Here is a 4855-nt window from a genome sequence, read left to right as displayed (position 1 = left end):
GGCCGGCCATGCCCGCGTGGTGATTGCCGACGAGCCCAGCGTCGGGCTGGACCCGGCCCAGCGGGATCGCGTGCTGGCTACCCTGCAGGCACTGGCCCAAGAGGGCAAAGCTGTCCTGCTGATCACCCATGACCTGCGCCATGCCTTGCCCATTGCCCACCGGGTGACCATCATGCGCCAGGGGCGCGCCGTGGAAACGACCTCGGCCCGGGCCTTCCATGGCCAAGGGGAGCAGCTGCACAGCGCCTATGCCAAAGCACTTTGGCAAGCGCTGCCCGACAACGCCTTCGGCACCTTACCCATACAGCCTCATGTTCAGGAGCCCAGCCTTGCTTGAAGCCCACCAGCTCACCTTCGGGTTTGGCCGCGAGCCGCCGCTGTTCCAGACGCTGTCGATGGCGCTGGCACGGGGCGAGTGGGTCGGTTTGAGCGGTGCTTCCGGGGCAGGCAAGTCGACGCTGGGCAGAGTGCTGGCGGGCCACTGGGCACCACGCCACGGCTTTTTGCACATCGACGGAGTGCCCTTGCCATCACGGGGCCTGCGCCCCGTGCAGTGGCTGCCTCAATCGCCGGAACGGGCGGTCAATCCGCGCTGGCGGGTGGCACGATTATTGGAAGAGGCCTGGACACCGCCACAGGCGCTGAGGGAAGCGTTCGGTATTCAGCCAGCGTGGCTGAAGCGTTTTCCGGGGGAGCTGTCCGGGGGCGAGCTGCAGCGGGTGTGCGTGCTACGCGCCCTGGCCCCGGGTGTGCGCTATCTGATCGCCGATGAGATTTCGACGATGCTGGATCCACTGACCCAACTCAGCCTGTGGCAAGCCGTTAAGGCCCACGCCGAACGCCAGGCGCTGGGCGTGCTGGTCATCAGCCACGACATGGCGCTATTGAACCGGCTTTGTACCCGGCATCTGCACCTGGCCGACGGACAGCTAAGGAGCGACTAAGCGCTGGCCAGGCGACGCTCGACGCGCCGCATACCCAGCGCAATCATCAGGGTCACGGCCAGCAGTAGCCAGGACCCTACGGCCACCCCCTGCCACTGCGCCCAACGCCAGAACGGTTCCAGCCAGAAGCCCCCGATACTCGCTCCAAGGTAGTAAAACACCAGATACAGCGCCGACGCACTGCCCCTGGCGCCCTGGGCGTAGCGCCCCACCCAGCTGGAAGCCAGCGAGTGGGCCAGAAAGAAGCCAAACGCATTGATGGTCAACCCTACCAGAATCCCCACCAGCGACTCCGCCAGGGTAATGGCCGTCCCCAGCATCAGGATGACGATGCCCATGCCAATACAGCTGGCGGGAGAAAAACGTCCGGCCAGTTTGCCGGAGACCGTCGAACCCAGGGTACCGCCCAGGTAAGTGAGGAAGATCAGCCCCAACCCGCTGGCCGCCAAGTGATACGGCGCCTCTGCCAGGCGGAAAGTGATGTAGCTGTACTGATTGATGAAAATCAGAAAATTGATACCGCCCAGACAGTAAGCTGCCAGCAGCGAAGGCGTGCGCAGGTGGCCTGCCAGATCACTCAGCGCCTGGCGTAGTTCGAACCGCTTGGGCTGGAAGGCCCGGCTATTGGGCAGCAGCCGCCAGAACAGCACGCAGCCGATGATCGTCATGGCGCCCACGGCCAGAAACGCAGCGCCTGGGCCACCCACTGCCGACGCTCCCCCGCCAACGATGCGGCCGCTGATGCCCCCCAGCGAATTGGCCCCAATATAGAGCCCCACGGCGCTCAGCAGGGCGGGCTTGTCGAACTCATCGCCCATCCAGGCAATGGCCACGGCGGGCAGCCCGCCCAGCACGAAGCCCTGCAGCAAGCGCAACAGCAGCAGACTTTCAAAGGTGGGCGCGAAGGCCAGCGCCAGCGAGAGGCCACCCGCCAACAGCAGCGTAAAGCGCATGATCGCTTCACGGCCAATGGCATCGGAAAGCGGCCCAAAGACCAGCAGCGCCAGTGCCAACGACAAGGTAGAAGCCGACATCAGCAGGCTGATGCCCAGGGTAGAAACGCCGTATGCCTCTTTCAACTCGGGCAGCAGCGGCTGCGGGGCATACAGGTTGATGAATACCAGAAAAGAGCCGAGGCAGAGTGCTGCCGTCGCGCGCCACCAGGCGCGCGTTTTCGCTTCAATCATGCCATGTCCATGGTCAATTGGCGCGATGGCCCCCGATACACAAGGGGCCCAAGGCTACGGAAGATAGGATTGTTCAAACCGACCATTCAGCTGAGCAAGATTGGTCGGCTCCAGCGCCCGGCGAGACTGCCAGTAGTAGCGCTGCCAATAGCTGTTATCCAGGCTCGAGATGGTCACCCCTTGCGAGGTGGAAGCATGCAGGAAGTAGCCGTCACCGACGTAGATCCCGACATGATTGTAGCGTCCTGGAGGGCGGAAGAAGACCAGATCGCCCGCCTGCAGCTCCTGGCGGTCGATCGAGCGTCCCTCATGCACCTGATCCTGGGTGGAGCGCGGAAGCTCCATATTGAACGTATCGCGGAAAACATGTCTAACCAGTGCAGAGCAGTCGATTCCCCTTTCGGTGGTTCCCCCTACTCGGTAAGGAGTGCCGGCCCAGCGCTGGTGCTGTTCGAGAAGGGCCTGGCGAATTACCGTAGGTGGTGGGGTCTGCATGCTGCGCAATTGCGCCATGATCGGATCGGCTGGCGACATCTGCGGCGTGGCGCCGCCCATGCCGGGCAGCACCATCGAGAAATAATCCTCGGGGGGCTCCATATCCTGACGTCCACCGGAGCCTGCACAACCAGCCAACAATGCTGCGAAAACACAAACACTTACAACACGGACAGCGGTCACAGCGGGGTGTGGCAACGCAACCATGCGATTAACCTCTTGACAAATGTATAAGAAAAAGTGGGCAGAGCATGAGAAAACTCATTTACACAAAGCCTGGACTATAAGCCAGTTCTACTATGCTTGGCGAGTCTCAATGCAAAATACGTTGATCTCCCGGCAACGTATCGATATGCAGCGGCGCAAAATGGCGCGGTTTATTGCCCGGAAAATCCAGGCTGGCCCAAGGCCCCGCCAGAATGGGTGCGCCGCATAGCCAGGCCACCAGCGCTTGCCGAAAGCCCGCCAGAAAGCTCTCTCGTTCGGGAGTTTCCCCCATGAAGAACGAGAACCCGGCGTACATCCCCGCCGCATACTCTTGCCAACCGGCATAATGGTCTGCGGCCAGCTGATAGGCGCGGTCCAGCACGTCGGCAAAGGCCTGCTTGTCCAGCCAGCCCAACTGCCGGGCAGCGATGGCCAGATCCACGAGCTGAGCAATATCCCACGCGGCCATGTCGACGTCGTTACACCCGTCCTCGTTGGCACTCACTCGCCGCAACCGTAACAGGTGGTGGCGCTCCTCTTCGCCGCAATCGCCCGATTCGAGAATGGCGATTTCTGCCGCCAGACGCTCCGGGTTCAATGTATAGGGCGCGTAATTGATCTGGTACTCCTGACGGTCCCCGGCTTCCAGCATGAAGCTGAGAAACTCTTGCATGTCGTCGGCGCTGGTCAGGTGGTAGTGGCTTTCGACCCACTCACGAATATCCGCACACTCGCGCGGGCTCTCCAGCTGCGGCTCGCTCCACACGGCGCTATTCAATGGCCCCACCAGAGACATCGCCGTAAAGTGGCTCAGCGTAGGCCGCTCACCCGGCTCGCACCAGGCGTCTGGCTGCCAGTTCAGCCAGTGAAACAGGCTGCCGGGATCCTCCAGATGCCAGGCAATTTCACTGATCAAGGAGTCGTGCTCGGGCTCCGGCAGGCAGCTTTCCCAGGCAAACCATGCGTCCAGCAAGCGTTTGGGCGAGGCATAGAAACGGCACAGGCAGCTGCGCAACGCGCTGGCATGCTCCATGAGCGGTTCGCGCTCGAACAGCCCACTGTCCAGCGCCATGTGGAGGTAGAACGCGAACTTCTCGGCCATGTGAATGGTGGCGGCGTGGCGGCTGACGCCTTTCACCGCATTGCGCTGCTTCAGCTCGTCGGGGGTAGGCTGGCCGAAATGGGTCTGCGAAGGCGGCATCACCCCATGGACGGCATCTGCCGCCAGCTGATTCAGGTGGTGTGCCTGAGCGGGCAACCAGTAGCGCGCCAGCACTTGATGCCCTTCGTCGGCATGCAGCCCCAAAGACTCTTGCAGATACACCGCTGCGTCGGTGCGGCGCTGCTCGCTGATCGGTGCCGCAGGGTTCAGTTGGCGCAGCATTACATCGGGTTCACGCACCCCTGCCAGCGCCAGCAGCCAATGATGAGGGGTATTGCGCCAGCGGCGGATGCGCTGACGTGAAGCGTCGCGGGTGGCATCGTCCAGCAGGGCGCTGGGCGCCTGTTTCCATGGGCTGAACGAGGCGTGCATCAACAGCTTGTGGCGTGGCGAAGGCGTCATGCCCCGGCGATCGACGCCCTCGAACAGGCTCTGACCACGCAGGTAAGCCTTCAGCATGGCATGCCAGTCATGGTAACGACGGCCAATCAGGTCAGCCGCATGGGCCGCCAGGTCGTCTGCTTCGGCCTGGCTCAGCCAGCCGCTGCAAACGCCCGCCCAGGCCAGTTCGACCAGCCGAAGCCAGTCCCAGGCCGCCCACTCCAGGGGCTCCCCCTGATGTACGAAGGTGGTCAATACGGGCGCATGGGCAGACTCCTGCTCGACACCGCGCTGCCACTCCTGACGCTGGGCATGATCCATGCTCAACAGCTCGCGGGCTTCGATGTCCCAGCGCTGACGCTCGCCCTGAGCGCTCAGCCATAGCATCACTTCAAGCAGTTGCTCGCGGTCGTAGACCTGCCAGACGCGCTCCATCCAGGCGCGGGCCTCGGGCCAGTCGGCGGCGCTGGCGGGATAGC

General features: G+C 63.0%; 4 protein-coding genes and 1 pseudogene. 2 read left to right on the top strand and 3 right to left on the bottom strand.

Annotated elements, in window-relative coordinates; genetic code table 11:
- Positions 1–337, top strand: a pseudogene (locus tag B7L71_RS09185) (ATP-binding cassette domain-containing protein); the annotation flags it as partial.
- Entirely contained in the window at positions 330–944 is a 615-nt protein-coding gene (locus B7L71_RS09180) for an ATP-binding cassette domain-containing protein (RefSeq protein ID WP_081137483.1), read from the top strand. The pseudogene B7L71_RS09185 and the gene B7L71_RS09180, both read left to right, overlap by 8 nt.
- Here B7L71_RS09180 and B7L71_RS09175 read toward each other — a convergent pair.
- The 3 genes from B7L71_RS09175 to B7L71_RS09165 form a co-directional block, all read right to left on the bottom strand.
- Positions 941–2131, bottom strand: a complete 1191-nt coding sequence (locus tag B7L71_RS09175) for an MFS transporter (RefSeq protein ID WP_081137481.1) — start codon at positions 2129–2131, stop codon at positions 941–943. The genes B7L71_RS09180 and B7L71_RS09175 overlap by 4 nt on opposite strands.
- A 54-nt stretch (positions 2132–2185) precedes the next feature.
- On the bottom strand, positions 2186–2728 hold the full coding sequence (locus B7L71_RS09170) for a C40 family peptidase (RefSeq protein WP_081137480.1): 543 nt from the start codon (positions 2726–2728) through the stop codon (positions 2186–2188).
- Positions 2729–2939: 211 nt separating this feature from the next.
- On the bottom strand, positions 2940–4855 hold a 1916-nt coding region (locus B7L71_RS09165), incomplete at its 5' end, for a DUF1266 domain-containing protein (RefSeq protein WP_081137478.1).

The organism is Halomonas sp. BC2, from assembly GCF_002078115.1.
In the GTDB taxonomy this organism is placed as follows: Bacteria; Pseudomonadota; Gammaproteobacteria; order Pseudomonadales; family Halomonadaceae; genus Vreelandella; species Vreelandella stevensii.
Note: the sequence above shows the minus strand (reverse complement) of the source record. Positions and strands in the feature narration are given on the sequence as shown.

Excerpts from the sequence above, each read along its gene's own strand:
- B7L71_RS09170 (WP_081137480.1), bottom strand. The coding sequence starts at position 2,728 with ATGGAGCCCCCCGAGGATTATTTCTCGATGGTGCTGCCCGGCATGGGC.
- B7L71_RS09175 (WP_081137481.1), bottom strand. The coding sequence starts at position 2,131 with ATGATTGAAGCGAAAACGCGCGCCTGGTGGCGCGCGACGGCAGCACTC.